At 70.6% G+C, this 16,022-nt stretch carries 14 protein-coding genes and 1 tRNA gene; 5 read left to right on the top strand and 10 right to left on the bottom strand.

What is annotated here, in order from left to right:
* The first annotated feature begins 1 nt into the window (after position 1).
* Positions 2 to 1,222 (top strand): acetyl-CoA C-acetyltransferase, encoded by a 1,221-nt coding sequence (locus ABZX75_RS16630; protein WP_355410924.1) that lies wholly within the window; start codon positions 2 to 4, stop codon positions 1,220 to 1,222.
* Between the two features lie 322 nt (positions 1,223 to 1,544).
* Positions 1,545 to 2,351, top strand: a complete 807-nt coding sequence (locus ABZX75_RS16625) for a hypothetical protein (protein WP_355411053.1) — start codon at positions 1,545 to 1,547, stop codon at positions 2,349 to 2,351.
* Here ABZX75_RS16625 and ABZX75_RS16620 read toward each other — a convergent pair.
* On the bottom strand, positions 2,335 to 2,709 hold the full coding sequence (locus ABZX75_RS16620; RefSeq protein ID WP_355410922.1) for a hypothetical protein: 375 nt from the start codon (positions 2,707 to 2,709) through the stop codon (positions 2,335 to 2,337). The two genes, ABZX75_RS16625 and ABZX75_RS16620, sit on opposite strands and share 17 nt — an antisense overlap.
* 106 nt (positions 2,710 to 2,815) lie before the next feature.
* Here ABZX75_RS16620 and ABZX75_RS16615 point away from each other — a divergent pair, with 106 nt between their 5' ends.
* Positions 2,816 to 3,046 (top strand): DUF4287 domain-containing protein, encoded by a 231-nt coding sequence (locus ABZX75_RS16615; RefSeq protein ID WP_355410920.1) that lies wholly within the window; start codon positions 2,816 to 2,818, stop codon positions 3,044 to 3,046.
* 157 nt (positions 3,047 to 3,203) lie between these two features.
* Here ABZX75_RS16615 and ABZX75_RS16610 read toward each other — a convergent pair whose 3' ends face one another.
* On the bottom strand, positions 3,204 to 4,061 hold the full coding sequence (locus ABZX75_RS16610; RefSeq protein ID WP_355410918.1) for a Bax inhibitor-1/YccA family protein: 858 nt from the start codon (positions 4,059 to 4,061) through the stop codon (positions 3,204 to 3,206).
* A gap of 145 nt (positions 4,062 to 4,206) precedes the next feature.
* A tRNA-Leu gene (locus ABZX75_RS16605) sits at positions 4,207 to 4,288 on the bottom strand.
* A gap of 430 nt (positions 4,289 to 4,718) precedes the next feature.
* Between ABZX75_RS16605 and ABZX75_RS16600 the strand changes: the two genes are divergently transcribed.
* Together ABZX75_RS16600 and ABZX75_RS16595 are read left to right on the top strand one after the other, a co-directional pair.
* Positions 4,719 to 5,483 carry an ABC transporter ATP-binding protein gene (locus ABZX75_RS16600; protein ID WP_355411051.1) on the top strand — a complete coding sequence of 255 codons (765 nt, stop codon included), beginning with the start codon at positions 4,719 to 4,721 and terminating at the stop codon, positions 5,481 to 5,483.
* A gap of 101 nt (positions 5,484 to 5,584) precedes the next feature.
* Complete coding sequence (locus ABZX75_RS16595) at positions 5,585 to 8,134, top strand: FtsX-like permease family protein (protein WP_355410916.1); 2,550 nt, start codon at positions 5,585 to 5,587, stop codon at positions 8,132 to 8,134.
* Positions 8,135 to 8,221: 87 nt separating this feature from the next.
* Here ABZX75_RS16595 and ABZX75_RS16590 read toward each other — a convergent pair whose 3' ends face one another.
* The 7 genes from ABZX75_RS16590 to ABZX75_RS16560 form a co-directional block, all read right to left on the bottom strand.
* Entirely contained in the window at positions 8,222 to 9,565 is a 1,344-nt protein-coding gene (locus ABZX75_RS16590; protein WP_355410914.1) for a cyclopropane-fatty-acyl-phospholipid synthase family protein, read from the bottom strand.
* Between the two features lie 174 nt (positions 9,566 to 9,739).
* Complete coding sequence (locus tag ABZX75_RS16585) at positions 9,740 to 11,125, bottom strand: NAD(P)/FAD-dependent oxidoreductase (protein WP_355410912.1); 1,386 nt, start codon at positions 11,123 to 11,125, stop codon at positions 9,740 to 9,742.
* A 478-nt stretch (positions 11,126 to 11,603) separates the two neighbouring features.
* Positions 11,604 to 12,545 carry a Ppx/GppA phosphatase family protein gene (locus ABZX75_RS16580; protein WP_355410910.1) on the bottom strand — a complete coding sequence of 314 codons (942 nt, stop codon included), beginning with the start codon at positions 12,543 to 12,545 and terminating at the stop codon, positions 11,604 to 11,606.
* Positions 12,542 to 13,078, bottom strand: a complete 537-nt coding sequence (locus ABZX75_RS16575) for a DUF501 domain-containing protein (protein WP_355410908.1) — start codon at positions 13,076 to 13,078, stop codon at positions 12,542 to 12,544. Before ABZX75_RS16575 ends, ABZX75_RS16580 begins: the two co-directional genes overlap by 4 nt.
* Positions 13,079 to 13,128: 50 nt before the next feature.
* Positions 13,129 to 13,617: a septum formation initiator family protein gene (locus tag ABZX75_RS16570; RefSeq protein ID WP_355410906.1), complete on the bottom strand. Its 489-nt coding sequence runs from the start codon at positions 13,615 to 13,617 to the stop codon at positions 13,129 to 13,131.
* Between the two features lie 114 nt (positions 13,618 to 13,731).
* On the bottom strand, positions 13,732 to 15,024 hold the full coding sequence (eno, locus tag ABZX75_RS16565) for a phosphopyruvate hydratase (protein WP_355410904.1): 1,293 nt from the start codon (positions 15,022 to 15,024) through the stop codon (positions 13,732 to 13,734).
* A gap of 274 nt (positions 15,025 to 15,298) precedes the next feature.
* Positions 15,299 to 16,021 (bottom strand): transglycosylase family protein, encoded by a 723-nt coding sequence (locus ABZX75_RS16560; RefSeq protein WP_355410902.1) that lies wholly within the window; start codon positions 16,019 to 16,021, stop codon positions 15,299 to 15,301.
* Position 16,022: the final 1 nt, after the last annotated feature.

Below are 16,022 nucleotides of genomic sequence, written 5' to 3'. Positions count from 1 at the left end.
GATGCCCGAAGCCGTCATCGTTTCCACCGCCCGCTCGCCCATCGGGCGCGCCTTCAAGGGGTCCCTCAAGGACGTCCGCCCGGACGACCTGACCGCCACGGTCATCCAGGCCGCGCTCGCGAAGGTCCCCGGGCTGGACCCCCGCGAGATCGACGACCTGATGCTCGGCTGCGGCCTGCCGGGTGGCGAGCAGGGCCACAACCTCGGCCGCATCGTCGCCGTGCAGATGGGCATGGACCACCTGCCGGGCTGCACGATCACCCGTTACTGCTCCTCCTCGCTCCAGACCTCCCGCATGGCCCTGCACGCCATCAAGGCCGGCGAGGGCGACGTCTTCATCTCCGCGGGCGTCGAGATGGTCTCCCGCTCCGTGAAGGGCTCCTCCGACGGCCTGCCGGACACCCACAACCCGCTCTTCGCCGAGGCGGAGGCCCGTACCGCCGCCGTCGCCGAGAGCGAGGGCGCGTCCTGGCACGACCCGCGCGAGGACGGCCTGATCCCCGACGCGTACATCGCGATGGGCCAGACCGCCGAGAACCTGGCCCGCCTCAAGGGCGTGACCCGCCAGGAGATGGACGAGTTCGGCGTCCGTTCGCAGAACCTCGCCGAAGAGGCCATCAAGAACGGCTTCTGGGCCCGCGAGATCACCCCGGTCACCACCCCGGACGGCACGGTCGTCTCCACCGACGACGGCCCGCGCGCCGGCGTGACCCTGGAGGGCGTCCAGGGCCTCAAGCCCGTCTTCCGCCCCGACGGCCTGATCACGGCCGCCAACTGCTGCCCGCTCAACGACGGCGCCGCGGCGCTGGTCATCATGAGCGACACCAAGGCCCGCGACCTGGGTCTGACGCCGCTGGCCCGGATCGTGTCCACCGGTGTCACCGGCCTCTCCCCGGAGATCATGGGCCTGGGCCCGGTCGAGGCGTCCCAGCAGGCCCTCCGGCGGGCCGGCCTGACCATCGGCGACATCGACCTGGTCGAGATCAACGAGGCCTTCGCCGCCCAGGTGATCCCCTCGTACCGCGACCTCGGGGTGGACCTGGACAAGCTGAACGTCAACGGCGGGGCCATCGCCGTCGGTCACCCGTTCGGGATGACCGGTGCCCGCATCACCGGCACCCTGATCAACAGCCTGCAGTTCCACGACAAGCAGTTCGGCCTGGAAACGATGTGCGTGGGCGGCGGCCAGGGCATGGCCATGGTCATCGAGCGGCTGAGCTGAGCCGCACCCCCGACCCGGGCCGAGCCGCGCCCCAGGAGGCGGCGCCCCAGTGCCCCCAAGGGATCCGGCCGATCCCCCGGGGCGTGGTGACATCGGATTCAACCCCGTCGCGGCTGACCTGTGACCTAATCTCCCCCAGGATGTGACCTACGTCCTGGGGGAGTGTCATATGACCAGGTCAGAGGGTGTAAAGGGGGAACCGGTGTGACGAAAGGCCTGTCCAATTCGTGACGTAATGCACTGCACGCCATTCCCAGGCCAGGACACTCTGATGTAGGAAGTCGGGGGACCGAATCACATCAGGAGTTAGTCAGTGAGCGCCATGTCTCTTGCCCTGCTGCTGACCACGGCCGCTGCCACGGCCGTGGGCGCTGCTGCGCTGCACGCCGTCCACGGACTGCGCAAGCAGGTCACGGCCCTGCGCGGTGAGCTGGCCGCGCCGGTTCACCCTCGCGGTGCGACCGTCCCGCACGCCCGCAGCGGCGCGGAATCCCCCGCCTCGGAGATACGAGCCGCGGTGGCCGAAGCCCTCGCCGAGGAGCGCGAGCGCGAGCTGGCCGAAGCGCGGGCCTTCTGGGCCGCGCAGGAGGCCCGCGACGCCGCCGACGCCCCCTCGCTGCTGGGCGGCCTGCCCGGCCTCGGCGAGGACAGCCCCGTCTTCCTGCCCCGGCAGGCCGACATGGTGGGTCTGGAGCCGGTTCTCGGCGAGGACCTCCTCGACGAGTACCCCGAGGACTCCGCCGAGCTGGCCGCCGCCCGCCGGCGCCACCCCTCGCACCCCGACTTCGTCCCGGTCCAGGCCTCGTACCCCGGCGCCGACCACGAGCGCACGGTCAGCCGCCTGGAGGAGCTCGCGGAGGCCCGTACGGCCCTCGCGGACGTCCGCCCCGGCCCGCTGGGCACGCTGGACGTGTACGTGTTCACCGACGGCACCACGCTGTGCATGACGCCGGGCCACCGGGAGACCGCGGAGCGGCTCGCCGAGGCCCTGCGCTCGGGTACCGCGCCGGTCCTGCTGGGCGGCTCGGGCATCTCCGGCGCCTACGCGCTGACCTTCTCCTGCGGCAACACCGAGGATCCCGACAGCAACGTCTACATCCTCGCGGACCGGGTCATCGCATCGCTCTGACTTCCGCCCGTTCCACCAGCCGCACGGCCTCGTCCAGGATCTCGGACGGGGCCTTGGCGCTGTCCGGGCCCGCTCGCGGACCCGCCGCGGCGCCCGCCTGCGGCTCCGCGGCGGTGCGCAGCGCCTCGGCGAGGTCGAGCCCCGCCACCGCCACCTGGTCCCCGACGACGAAGATCCCGGCGTCGGGCATCTCCCGGAGCCGGCTCGCCCCCTCCAGCCGCTGCGCCCGTACGGAGAGCTCGCGCGCCAGTTCCAGCGCCACGGCGGCGGCCCCCTGCTGGAGCCGGCTCTGCGGAGCGGCCCGCAGCCGGTCGGCGAAACGTTCCACGACGGCGGTCAGGGGTGAGGTATCGAGCACCCGGCCGACCTTACGCGGGGCGCGGGCACCATTGCCAACGGGCGAACGCTCAGGCACGGTGTCGTGAAGAGAACAGCACAGCACGGCGATACCTCCGGAGGCGCCCATGTCCGTAGAGTTCTCCGAGCAGACCCACCGCAACATGATCGACAGAATCCCGCAGACCACCGGTCGTGAGCTCTCCGACTGGCTCCGCACCGTCGAAGAGGGCCCTTCCCTGGTCCGGTTCGAGGAGAAGGTCAGCTGGCTGCGCGGCGCGCACGAGCTGTCGTACGGCCAGGCCAAGGCGATCATCCACGAGTACGACCTGCGCAGGGCGGCCCGCCGGTTCCGCTGAGCAGCCGACCCGCACCCCGATCCCCAGTCGCCCCCCTCCCTCCGACCCCTCCTCCGTCCAGCTATGTGCAGATGCGGGAAGGCCCCGCGAGCGGTGCGCTCGCGGGGCCTTCCCCGTGCTTCAGGACCGGGCAGCCGTCGGACGGCCGCCGGTCCGGCTAGTCGTCGCCCGAAAGGATCGAGAACAGGCGCAGCATCTCCAGGTAGATCCACACCAGGGTCAGGGTGAGGCCGAAGGCCGCCAGCCAGGACTCCTCGCGCGGAGCGCCGTACGCCACGCCGTCCTCGACCTGCTTGAAGTCGAGGGCCAGGAAGCAGGCGCCGAGGATGATGCCGATGACACCGAACAGGATGCCGAGGCCGCCGCTGCGGAAGCCGAGGCCGTCACCGCCGCCGAAGATCGCGAACAGCGAGTTCGCGACCATGAGCAGGATGAAGCCCACGGCAGCGGCCATCACGAAGCCCGTGAAGCGGCGGTTCACGCGGATCCAGCGCATCTTGTACGCGAAGAGCACGGCGGCGAAGACGCACATCGTGCCCATCACGGCCTGGACGACCACGCCGGGGCTGATGTAGGTGCTGGTGGCCGAGCTGATGACGCCGAGGAAGACACCCTCGATCGCCGCGTAGCCCAGGATCAGCGCCGGGGACGGCTTGCGCTTGAAGGACTGCACCATCGCCAGGACGAACGCCACGAGGGCGGCGCCGATGGCGATGCCGTACGACTTGCCGATGTTGGCCGGGTCGACGGGCAGCAGGACCCAGGACAGGGTCGCCGTCACGATGAGCGTGCCGAGCGTCATGGCCGTACGGCTCACGACGTCGTCGATGGTCATCGCGTTCGCGGCGGCCGGGGCCTGGGGCATGCCCGTGGTCGGGTCGATCGCATACGGGTTCGTCGCGTACGGGTTGGCGGCGGTCCCGGCCTGCTGGTGCTGCTGCGCGTCAAACCCCGCGTAGCCACCGTTGTCGCGGCTGAACCCCCGTCGCGAGAAGACCGGGTTACTGCTCCTCATCTCACTCCTCCATGGCCACCGGGCGCGGCCTTGCATCAAGAGTAATGCGCTCGCAAAGAAAGCACCCTACTGCTGGAGGAGGATCTTAGGAGAAGGCACGGCGAAGCGCACGAGATGAAGAGGAAGCTTGGCGAGAGCTGCCCAGTGCCCGGAACCGGACTCGAACCGGTACGGCCCGAAGGCCAGCGAGGTTTAAGCTCGCCGTGTCTGCATTCCACCATCCGGGCAGGCGTGGCGGCCCCCGTTGAAAAGCCTTGAACGCCGGGTCGAGCCTATCCGTAACACCCTCGTGACCACTCGGCCGTCTTTCCGATGTTGTCTGATTTTATTGGCGCTTGAGGGGTCGTCAGACCCGAGAACGCGCGGTTGGCCCCTTCCGGGCGGCGATCCCCGCCGGTCCGGGAATGACGGGATTTCGATGGCCCGCGCCACCCCGCACGCCACCCCGCACGCCACCCCCCGCCTCCCCGCGCTCCTGCGCCCGTCCATCAGGGTCGCCGTCATACCAAAGGAGGAGGCGGGAGCCCCCGCGGTCAGACTCCAGTGGGCCGGGGAACGGTCACCGCGGCTGATCCGGAGCGGGGGTGGGCGCGGCGAGGATGGAAAAGTCCCGCCGATCCGCAGACCGCAGCCCGAGGAGTCGCTCCCGTGACCACCATGAACTACGCCCCGCACACCACCCAGGCCGTGGCCGCCCGCGCCACCGGCCTCTCCAAGGTGTACGGCCAGGGCGAGACCCAGGTGGTCGCCCTGGACAACGTCTCCGTGGACTTCGCCCAGGGCCAGTTCACCGCGATCATGGGCCCCTCGGGCTCCGGCAAGTCCACCCTGATGCACTGCGTCGCCGGTCTGGACACCTTCACCGCCGGCTCCGTCCGCATCGGCGAGACCGAGCTCGGCTCCCTGAAGGACAAGCAGCTCACCCAGCTGCGCCGGGACAAGATCGGCTTCATCTTCCAGGCCTTCAACCTGCTGCCGACCCTGACGGCCCTGGAGAACATCACGCTCCCCATGGACATCGCGGGCCGCAAGCCCGACCAGCAGTGGCTCGACAGCGTGATCCGCATGGTCGGCCTCTCCGACCGCCTCAGCCACCGCCCGACCCAGCTCTCCGGCGGCCAGCAGCAGCGCGTGGCCGTGGCCCGTGCCCTGGCCTCCCGCCCCGAGATCATCTTCGGCGACGAGCCCACCGGCAATCTCGACTCGCGCTCCGGCGCCGAGGTCCTCGGCTTCCTGCGCAACTCGGTGCGCGAGCTCGGCCAGACCGTCGTCATGGTCACCCACGACCCGGTCGCCGCCTCCTACGCGGACCGCGTCATCTTCCTCGCCGACGGCCGGATCGTCGACGAGATGCTCAGCCCCACCGCCGACGGCGTGCTGGACCGCATGAAGGCCTTCGACGCCAAGGGCCGCACCAGCTGAGGCGCCGGCCACGCCACCAGCCGCGGCAGCCGCGCCTCCCGTCCGTCCTGCGCTGATTCTCCGGTCGCGCCGAGCCACCCCGACCTCTGGACTCCTCCACCATGTTCCGTACCGCCCTGCGCAACGTCCTCGCGCACAAGGCCAGACTGCTGATGACGGTCCTTGCCGTCACCCTCGGCGTCGCCTTCGTCTCCGGCACCCTCGTCTTCACCGACACCCTCAGCAAGGCCCTCTCCAGCCAGTCCGCCAAGAGCTACGACGGCGTCGCCGTCTCCGTCACCTCGTACGGCCAGAGCCGCGACGAGGACGGCAAGAAGCAGGGTGAGCCCGGCATCAGCCAGCAGACCCTCGACAAGATAAAGGGCCTCGGCGGAGTCGACACCGTCTCCGGCCGGGTCTCCGGCTTCGCCGGCGTCGGCGACGAGAACGGCAAACTGATCGGTTCCGGTTGGGCCAACAAGGGCTCCAACCACGCCCCCGCCAAGAACGGCAAGGACCCGCGCTACACCTTCACCGAGGGCTCCGGACCGGCCAAGGCCGACCAGATCGCCCTCGACAAGGAGACCGCGGACAAGGGCAAGTACAAGGTCGGCGACAAGGTCCGCGTCGCCACCAACGGCCCGGTTAAGGAGTACGCCCTCACCGGCGTCTTCACCACCGAGGACGGCGCCGTCAACGCGGGCGGCAGCCTGGTCCTGTTCGACACCGCCGTCGCCCAGCAGCTCTACCTCCAGCCCGGCTTCTACCAGGAGCTCTCGGTCAGCGCCGCGCACGGCGCCTCCGCCGACCAACTGCTGGCCGACATCAAGCCGCTGCTCGACGCCGACAGCACCAAGGCCCAGACGGGCACCGCGCTCGCCGCCCAGCAGGCCAAGGACATTGAGAAGGAGATGAGCGGCTTCAGCACAGCGCTGCTGATCTTCGCGGGCATCTCGCTCTTCGTCGGCGTCTTCCTGATCTACAACACCTTCACCATGCTGGTCGCCCAGCGCACCAAGGAACTGGCCCTGCTGCGCGCCGTCGGCGCCAAGCGCGCCCAGGTCATGCGCTCGGTACTGGCGGAGGCCGGCGTCGTCGGCCTCGTCTCCGCCCTCATCGGCCTGGTCAGCGGCATCGGCCTGGCGGTCGGCATGCGCGTCCTGATGGAGTCCCTGGAGGCCAAGATCCCGGCCGGTGACCTCGTCATCGCCCCGGGGACCATCGTCACCGCCCTGATCATCGGTGTCGTCGTCACCACCCTCGCGGCCCTGGTCCCCGCCTGGCGGACGGGCCGGATCCCGCCGGTCGCCGCCATGGGCAGCGCCCACCTGCCGGCCACCACGAAGTCCCTGGTGCTGCGCAACGTGTTCGGCATCCTGCTCGGCCTGGCCGGCCTCGGCATCACCTTCCTCGGGGTCTCCATGGGCAGCGACGGCCGCTACGTGGTGGCCGGCGGCGGGTTCTTCCTGATGCTCGGCCTGATCGTGCTGCTGCCGCTGCTCTCCCGGCCGGTCATCGCGGCCGTCCGTCCCCTGCTGGAGCGCGTCTTCGGTGTGCCTGGCAAGCTGGCCGCGCAGAACGCGGTCCGCAACCCCCGCCGCACCGCCGTCACCGCCGCTTCGCTGGCCATCGGTCTGACCCTGGTCACCGCCATGTCGGTCATGGGCATCACCATGGGCAAGGCCGTGGACCGGATGAGCACGGACAAGCTCAAGGCCGACTACAAGGTCTCCATGTCCGGCGGCATGGGCGGCCTGGACCCGTCGGTGGCGCAGACCCTCGCCAAGGCCCCCGGCATCAAGGCGGTCTCCCCGCACACGGCCGGCTACTTCAGGGTCGGCGAGGACTTCCGGTCGGCCTCGGGCGTCAACCCCGCCGCGATCGGCGACCTGCTGAACATCGAGGTCCTCAGCGGCCGGCTCGACAGCCTCGGCCGGGGCGAGATCGCGGTCGCCGAGAAGACTGCGCGCAAGCAGAACCTTCTCGTCGGCTCCACCCTCCCGGTCCAGTACGACGACGGCACCAAGGCAGAGCTGAAGGTCGGCGCCGTCTACAAGGACCTCGAAGGGCTGCTGTCCCCGTACGTCATCGACGACAAGATCCTGAGCGCGCACAGCGAGGACCCGTACATCCCCGAGGTCTACGTGAACACCACCGGTGGTGACTCGAAGGCGAGCGAGAAGGCGGTCATCGACGCGCTGGGCAACAACCCGGCCATCAGCGTCGCCACCCGGCAGGACATGCGCAACGAGATGGGCGGCATGATCAACATGTCGCTGAACATCATGTACGGCCTGCTCGGCATGGCTCTGATCATCTCGGTCCTCGGCGTGGTCAACACCCTGGCCATGTCCGTCTTCGAGCGGACCCAGGAGATCGGCATGCTGCGGGCGGTCGGTCTGGACCGCGGCAAGGTCAAGAACATGATCCGCCTGGAGTCCGTGGTGATCTCGCTCTTCGGCGCGGTGCTCGGCGTCGCCATCGGCGTCTTCCTCGCCTGGGCCGGCGGCACCACCTTCAGCAAGTCGGTCCCCGGCTACGAGCTGGTCCTCCCGTACGACCGGATCGGTGTCTTCCTCTTGCTGGCCGCACTGGTCGGCGTGCTGGCGGCCATGTGGCCGGCCCGCAGCGCCGCCCGGCTGAACATGCTGACGGCCATCAAGACGGAGTAGCCGCCGCGGCGGCGGCGCACGCGGCAGGGACACGGAAGGGCCCGGGGGCAGCACGCCCCCGGGCCCTTCCCGCTGTGCGTACGTGCGCTACGCGCCCCAGGTGCGCAGCCGCAGCGGCAGCCCCACGTCGCCGCCCGCCACGGGCTTCACCGCGAGCACCTGGTTGACCCCGAGCCGGCCCCGCTCGAAGCCCAGCGCGGAGGCGGCCATGTACAGCCGCCAGACTCTGGCCCGGCCGGGCGAAGTCAGCCGTACGGCCTCGTCCCAGTGCTCCTCCAGCCGCGCCACCCAGGCCCGCAGGGTCAGCCCGTAGTGCTCGCGCAGCGCCTCGACGTCGCGGACCTCGAAGCCGGCCCGTTCCAGCTCGCCCACGGTGCTGCCGAGCGGGGAGAGTTCGCCGTCGGGGAAGACGTAGGCGTCGATGAACTCGTCGATCCGGTACGTCTCCTCGTCCGGCTCCGGACGCCTCGCGATCTGGTGGTTCAGCAGGCGCCCGCCGGGGCGCAGCAGCGCGTGCAGGGTGTGGGCGTACTCGCGGTAGCGGTCGGCTCCGACGTGTTCGGCCATCCCGATGGAGGAAATGGCGTCGTATGGACCGTCCTTGACGTCCCGGTAGTCCTGGATCCGCAGCTCGACCCGGTCGGCGAGGCCCTCGTCGGCGACGCGCTTGCGGGCGTACACGGCCTGCTCGCGCGAGAGCGTGATGCCGGTGACCTGGACCCCGTACTCACGGGCGGCGTGCAGGGCCATGGAGCCCCAGCCGCAGCCGACGTCGAGGAGGCGGTCCCCGGGCCCGAGCCCGAGCTTGCGGCAGACCAGGTCGAGCTTGTCCCGCTGGGCCTCCTCCAGGGTGGAGCCGCGGCTCCAGTAGGCGCAGGAGTACACCATCGAGGGGCCGAGCACCCGCTCGTAGAAGTCGTTGCCCACGTCGTAGTGGTGGCTGATGGCGCGCCGGTCGCGGCCGCGGGTGTGCCGGGGGCCGCCGGTCCGAGTGGCCTCCTCGGGCGGCGGAGCGGGGGCCCGCCAGGGCCGCGCCAGGGTCACCAGGTCCCGTACGGCGGCCCGCGCGGCGGGGTCCCGCAGCAGTGCGAGGACGCCCGGGGCGCGGGCGGGGCCGGGAGCCGGGTCCGGGTCCGGGGCTGCGGCGGAGGGGGCCTGGGCGTGGTGGTCCCAGATCAGGCCGGACACCCGGTCCAGCAGCTCGTACAGGTCGCCCTCGACCTCCACCTCGCCCGCCACCCAGGCCCGGGCCAGGCCCAGTTCGCCCGGCTTCCACAGCATGCGGCGCAGCGCGCGGCGGTTGCGGACGATCAGGACGGGGGCCCCGGGCGGGCCCGCCTCGCTGCCGTCCCAGGCCCGGATCCGGACGGGCAGCGGGGCGCCCGTCAGGGTCTCGGCAAGAGCAGCCAGCCGCGGCGCGGCGTCGGTCATGGCGCACACCTCCAGAGAGCTCCGGCCCAAGGCTCTACCCATTCCGGGTCCCGGATAAGCGGGAGGGGACGCCGAAGGGGCCGCCCGCACCACGGATGGCGGGCGGCCCCTTCGGGGCGTACAGGTCGTGCGGGTCGCGCGGTTCGGGCTCGGGGCCCTACCGGGCGCGCCGGGTCAGGAGGCCTTGGCCTTCTGCGCCGGGGCCTGGGCGGCGGCCGGGGCCGGCGCGGGCTTGGCGGCCTCGTAGAACTCCTCGCGCGGGCTCTCCAGAGCACCGAGGGAGACGACCTCGCGCTTGAGGAACATGCCGAGGGTCCAGTCGGCGAAGACGCGGATCTTGCGGTTCCAGGTCGGCATGGCCATGCCGTGGTAGCCACGGTGCATGTACCAGGCCAGCCGGCCCTTGAGCTTGATCTTCATCTTGCCCATGACGATCATCGCGACGCCCTTGTGGAGGCCGAGGCCCGCCACCGCACCCTTGTTGGAGTGCGAGTACTCGGCCTGCGGGAAGCCGCGCATGCCCGAGATGACGTTGTCGCCGAGGACCTTGGCCTGGCGCAGCGCGTGCTGGGCGTTCGGCGGGCACCAGGCGTTCTCGACGCCGGCCTTGCGGGCGGCGATGTCCGGCACCTGGGCGTTGTCGCCCGCGGTCCAGATGTAGTCCGTGCCCTTGACCTGGAGGGTCGGCTCCGCGTCGACGTGGCCGCGGGGGCCCAGCGGCAGGCCGTAGCGGACCAGAACCGGGTTGGGCTTGACGCCGGCGGTCCACACGAGGGTGTTGGAGTCGACCTCGAGGCCGTTCTTCAGCACCACGTGGCCGTCCACGCAGGAGTCCATGGAGGTGTTCAGGTAGATCTCGATGCCGCGGGACTCGAGGTGCTCCTTGCCCCAGGTGCCGAGCTTGGGCCCGACCTCGGGAAGGATCCTGTCGGCCGCGTCCACCAGGATGAAGCGCATGTCCTCGCGCTTGATGCTGGAGTAGTACTTCGCGGCGTCGCGGGCCATGTCCTCGACCTCGCCGATGGTCTCCGCGCCGGCGAAGCCGCCGCCCACGAAGACGAAGGTGAGGGCCTTGCGGCGGACGTCCTCGTCCGTCGTGGACTCGGCCTTGTCGAGCTGCTCGAGGACGTGGTTGCGCAGGCCGATGCCCTCTTCGACACCCTTCATACCGATGCCCTGCTCGGCGAGGCCGGGGATCGGGAAGGTGCGGGAGACGGCGCCGAGCGCGATCACCAGGTAGTCGAAGGGCAGCTCGTACGCCTCGCCGACCAGCGGCGTCACGACGGCGACCTTGCGGTCCTGGTCGATGCTGGTGACCCGGCCGGTGAGAACCTCAGCCTTGGGCAGCACGCGTCGCAGCGGGACGACGACGTGCCGAGGCGAGATGCTGCCTGCGGCCACTTCGGGGAGGAAGGGCTGGTAGGTCATGTACGAGCGCGGGTCGACGACCGTGACGGTCGCCTCGCCGTAACGCATCTTCTTCATGATGCGCTTGGCTGCGTACAGGCCTACGTACCCGCCTCCTACAACGAGGATCCTGGGACGCTCCGTGGTGCTCATGGAACGAGTATCCAGCACCCCAAGGGGTGACGCTCGTGAGCCCCTTCACAAGGTATCCGAAGCCCTCTGCTACACTCCGCCGCCCACGTGACCGAGGTCATGGCGCGCAACGGGAACCACAGTGTATGGAGAGTCGTTGTGCACCCGTCCTGAACTGGCCTGCAAGGCCTTAAGAGGACTGGACCACTGCGGTTCGTTCATACCTCTGACACGGAACCCGTAGCGTCCGCTCTTCGTACGAACACCCCTCGAAACGGGCCCGTGGGCCCTCGGAGGCCCCCGCAGGACCCTCCAGTTGGCCCAACGGGCCCCTTTTCCTTGTGAAGAACTTCACGAAGTTCGTCCGGCGTCCGCGTCCCAGGTCCCGATCAAGCCCCTCCGGAGCCCCCTGAGTGCCTCCAACTCCCCTGGTTCGAAGGCCGCGGCCCGCCCCGAGTCGTGTGACTCGGGGCGGGCCGTCCCGCGCGGCCGGGGAATCTCAGGCGGCGGACCAGGCGATGCCGTCGAGGATGTCGTGCTCGGAGACCACGACCTCCGAGGCGCCGATCCGCTCCATGATCGCCAGCAGGACCAGCGCGCCCGCGCCGATCACGTCCACCCGGCCCGGGTGCATCACCGGGATCGCCGCACGTTCGGCGTGGGTCGCCGTCAGCATCCGCTCGCTGACCTCGCGGACCTTCTCGTAGGGGATCCGGGAGTGGTGGATGGCCTGCGAGTCGTACTCCGGCAGGCCGAGGGCGATCGCCGCGACCGTGGTCACCGAGCCGGCCAGGCCGACCAGGGTGCGGGCCTCCGTCAGCGGGACGGTCTCGGCGGCCAGGTCCAGCGCCGCCTCGATGTCCGCCCGTATGGCGGCGACCTGGGCCCGGGTCGGCGGGTCGGTGACCCGGCCGTCCGCCACCAGGTGGCGCTCGGTCATCCGGACGCAGCCCACGTCCACCGAGCGGGCGGCCCGGACGTGGTCCTCGCCGACGACGAACTCGGTCGAGCCGCCGCCGATGTCCACCACCAGGAACGGCTTCTCCAGGTGATCGGTGCCCACCAGCTCCTTGGTGGCGCCGGTGAAGGAGAACTCCGCCTCCTGGTCACCCGAGATCACCTCGGGCTCGACGCCCAGGATGTCCAGGACGCCGCGGACGAAGTCCTCCCGGTTCTCCGCGTCCCGGGAGGCGGACGTCGCCACGAAACGCACGCGCTCCGCGCCGTGCTCCTTGACGACCGCCGCGTACTCGCGGCAGGCGGCGAAGGTGCGCTCCAGCGCCTCGGGGGCGAGGCGGCCGGTCTTGTCCACGCCCTGGCCGAGGCGGACGATGGTCATCCGCCGGTCCAGCTCGATCAGCTCGCCGGTCTCCGGGGTGCAGTCGGCGACGAGCAGGCGGATGGAGTTCGTACCGCAGTCGATGGCGGCGACCCTGGTCACTCGGACTCCTTCCGCTCCGCGCACGGGGTGACGCAGGCGCCCTTGGCCCACCACTCCGGGAGCATCGCCAGCGCCTCGTCGCCGAACGGGTTCACGCCCGGACCGGCGGCGAGGGAGTGGCCGACCAGCACGTGCAGGCACTTCACCCGGTCCGGCATGCCGCCGGCGCTCGGGAAGCCCTGGAGCACCTCGATGGCGTCACGGCGCCGGATGTAGTCCTCGTGCGCGGCCCGGTAGGCGGCGGCGAGCTCCGGGTCCTCGGCGAGCCGGGCCTGCATCTCCCTCATCACGCCGTTGGCCTCCAGCGTGCCGATGGCGGAGGCCGCTCGCGGGCACGTCAGGTAGTACAGCGTGGGAAAGGGGGTGCCGTCGGGGAGCCGGGGGGCGGTCTCCACCACGTCCGGCTGGCCGCAGGGGCAGCGGTGCGCGATGGCGCGCAGTCCGCGCGGCGGGCGGCCGAGCTGCTGCTCGAACGCCTCGATGTCCGCGTCGGTCGGCTCGGTCCGGTCGGTCTGGGGCGGGGGCGTCTGCATGCCTGGAGGGGGTCTCTTCGTTCGCGGTTCTATGACGGATGGGGTCTGGTTCAGTCGCCGGGGCGGTCGGCCTTGTCGACGCCGTCCCAGACGTTCGAGTACCAGGGCCGGTCGGAGCCGGCCCGGCCGCCGCGGTGCCGCTCCGCGGCCTCGGCCCCGGGGTCGGTCATGATGTAGCCGATCTCCCCCGGGCGCAGGAAGTGCAGGTGCCTGCGCGCCTGCTGCTCCGCGTAGGCGTCGTCCTGCCAGCGGGCCTTCTCGTCGCGGAGCCGTTCGAGCCGGTCCTTCGCGGCGGCGGCGGCCCGCTGCTGCTCCGCGATCTCCGAGCGCTGGGAGACGTACTGGCGCATCGGATACGCGAGGGCGACGACCAGCGTACAGAGGACCAGCACGAGCAGCGCGGCCCGGCCGGTCAGCCGGCTGCGGCGGACCTGGCGGCGCGACTGCGAGCGGTAGACGTGGGCGGCGGTCCGCTCGCCGAGCTGCTTGAGCCTGGTGGCGGTGGAGAAGGTGGAGAACCGATCCCGGTTCCCGGCCATTGATCCCGCCTCCCCTCTGTACGCACTACGCACTACGTCCCCGCACACGGTACGGGACCGAGTGCGGGGACGTAGGGAGGCGAGACCCGAGGGTCCCGCCCCTTGCCGTACTAATCAGTTGGCGGGGCGAAACCGCGGGAAGGCGGAGCGGCCCGCGTACACGGCGGCGTCGTCGAGGATCTCCTCGATGCGCAGCAGCTGGTTGTACTTGGCGACGCGGTCCGAGCGGGCCGGGGCGCCGGTCTTGATCTGACCGCAGTTCACCGCGACGGCGAGGTCGGCGATGGTGACGTCCTCGGTCTCACCGGAGCGGTGCGACATCATGCACTTGAAGCCGTTGCGCTGGGCCATCTCGACGGCGTCCAGGGTCTCGGTCAGCGAACCGATCTGGTTCACCTTCACGAGCAGGGCGTTAGCGGATCCCTCTTCGATGCCGCGGGCCAGACGCTCGGGGTTGGTGACGAAGAGGTCGTCGCCGACGATCTGGACCTTGGCGCCCAGGCGGTCGGTGATGGTCTTCCAGCCGGCCCAGTCGTCCTCGTACAGCGGGTCCTCGATGGAGACGAGCGGGTACGCGGAGACGAGCTCCTCGTAGTACTCGGTCATCTCGGCGGCCGTGCGGGACTGGCCCTCGAACTCGTACTTGCCGTCCTTGTAGAACTCGGACGCGGCGACGTCGAGCGCGAGCGCGATGTCACGGCCCGGGGTGTAGCCGGCTTCCTTGATCGCCTCGATGATGAGGTCCAGGGCGGCGCGGTTGGACTCCAGGTTCGGGGCGAAGCCGCCCTCGTCGCCCAGGCCGGTGGACAGGCCCTTGGTCTTCAGCACCTTCTTGAGGGTGTGGTAGACCTCGGCGCCCCAGCGCAGGGCCTCGGAGAAGGACTCCGCCCCGATCGGGGCGATCATGAACTCCTGGATGTCCACGTTGGAGTCGGCGTGCGACCCACCGTTGAGGATGTTCATCATCGGAACGGGCAGCAGGTGCGCGTTCGGGCCGCCGAGGTAGCGGAAGAGCGGGAGGTCCGAGGCCTCGGACGCGGCGTGCGCGACGGCGAGGGAGACGCCGAGGATGGCGTTGGCGCCGAGCGAGCCCTTGTTCTCGGTGCCGTCCAGGTCGAACATGGCCTGGTCGATCAGCCGCTGCTCGGTGGCGTCGTAGCCGACGAGCTCCGGGCCGATCTGCTCGATGACGGCGAGGACGGCCTTCTCGACACCCTTGCCCATGTAACGGTCGGGGTCACCGTCACGGAGCTCGATGGCCTCGAATGCACCGGTGGAGGCGCCGGACGGAACTGCAGCACGGCCGGTGCTGCCATCGTCGAGGCCCACCTCGACCTCGACCGTGGGGTTGCCTCGGGAGTCCAGGATTTCCCGGGCTACGACGACGTCGATGGACGGCACGAGCATCTCCTTCTGGGATGTGACGCTGGGTGTGCGGTGGCGTGTCAGGCCGTGGGACGGCCATGCCGACTAGAGCCTAACCGGCTCCGGGCGATCGGCCCGCCGACCGCCCGGGTCCTGGGACGAAAAAGGGCCCGAATACCCTTCTTCCAGGACATAGAGCTCGCGATCCGCACGTTTGACGACCGGGCGAACGCCGCCGCCCGGCGCGTGGGGGGAGACGCGCCGGGCGGTGGGACTCTGCGTGGGAGACACGCCGCTGCGGCTATGGCCGCAGTGTTCAGCTGAGCTTCAGCTTCTGACCGGGGTAGATCAGGTCGGCGTCCGAGACGATGTCCTTGTTCAGCTCGAAGAGCTTCTCCCAGCCGCCGTTCACGCCGTTGACCTCGGCGATGGTGCCCAGGGTGTCGCCGGACTTGACCTCGTACGAGCCGTTGCCGGTCTTCGGGGCCTCGGCCTTCGGCTTGGCCGGCGCCGGGGCCGGGGCCTCGGAGCGCTCGGAGCGGGTGGTCGGGGCCTCGGAGCGCTTGGTCTCCTTCTTCGGCGCGGCCTTCTGCTCGGTCTTCTTCGGCTCGGCCTTCGGCTTGGCCGGGGTCTCGGCAGCGCCGCCGCCGGCGTACGAGGAGTTCGACAGGCCGACGCCGCAGTGCGGCCAGGCACCCTTGCCCTGGCCCTTCAGGACCTTCTCGGCGACGGCTATCTGCTGGGCCTTCGAGGCCTGGTTGGCCTGCGCGGCGTACGACTTGCCGCCGAACGCGGCCCACGTGGAGGACGAGAACTGCAGGCCACCGTAGTAACCGTTGCCCGTGTTGATGGCCCAGTTGCCACCGGACTCGCACTGCGCGACGCGGTCCCACTCGGAGGCCGTGGCGGCGCTCGCGGTACCCGCGGTCATCAGGGGCGCCGCGACGGCGACACCGGCAACACCGGCGAGCGTGACGATGCGGGCCGTGCGCTCGATGGCCGTGGAGCGGCGGTGCTTGCCCTTGCCGGAAAGCAGCATG

The sequence above is a fragment of the Streptomyces sp. NPDC003038 genome (genome assembly GCF_040611115.1).
Taxonomy (GTDB): domain Bacteria; phylum Actinomycetota; class Actinomycetes; order Streptomycetales; family Streptomycetaceae; genus Streptomyces.
Note: the sequence above shows the minus strand (reverse complement) of the source record. Positions and strands in the feature narration are given on the sequence as shown.